This window comes from Halorubrum sp. Atlit-8R (assembly GCF_003666025.1).
GTDB lineage: Archaea > Halobacteriota > Halobacteria > Halobacteriales > Haloferacaceae > Halorubrum > Halorubrum salinarum.
On record NZ_QPLV01000029.1, the window covers coordinates 1 to 564 of the forward strand.

Here is a 564-nt window from a genome sequence, read left to right on the forward strand (position 1 = left end):
GAAGAGATCAGTTTCGTTGTACTTACGGCGGACTGTATCAGCAAGGACGTTCATGACACCGCGGACACTCTGTCGCTCCCGACCTGCGTCATAGACATCGTCGAGAAGATCGAGAAGTTCGGGATGGAACGGGTACGTTACGACCATGCGGTTCTCGTATCGCTTGGGTTCGTCAATCTCGATAGGATAGTTGTAGTGATCGACGTACTCGCTAACGATGTCCCGAACTGCCTTCTCGTCGACGTCATCTTGGCGCGTCTCGAAGAGCCGATGAAGGATGATCTGTTCACGGTCGCCCGTGTCGTTCATGTCGACGGCGTAGGGATTGGTTCGGTTGACGATCCGCTTGATGTCTTGACTCTTGTCGAGGAGGGTAGCAAAAGCGAATAGATCCTCCTGTGGGTCGTTCGCTACCTCAAACAGATGCTGAAGGAAGAACTCGTTCCGTTCGAGGAGTTCCTCGTTTTCACTCTTGTCAAACGATTCCCACCATGTCTCGATCTCGTCGAAGAAGATTGCGACAGGTTCCTCCTCGGTCAATTGTTCCAGATGTTCCGTGGTCGG

The 564-nt window shown here is 52.7% G+C and carries 1 pseudogene; it reads right to left on the reverse strand.

The window, feature by feature from the left end:
• Positions 1–540, reverse strand: a pseudogene (locus DVK05_RS16430) (DUF499 domain-containing protein); the annotation flags it as partial.
• Positions 541–564 lie beyond the last annotated feature (24 nt).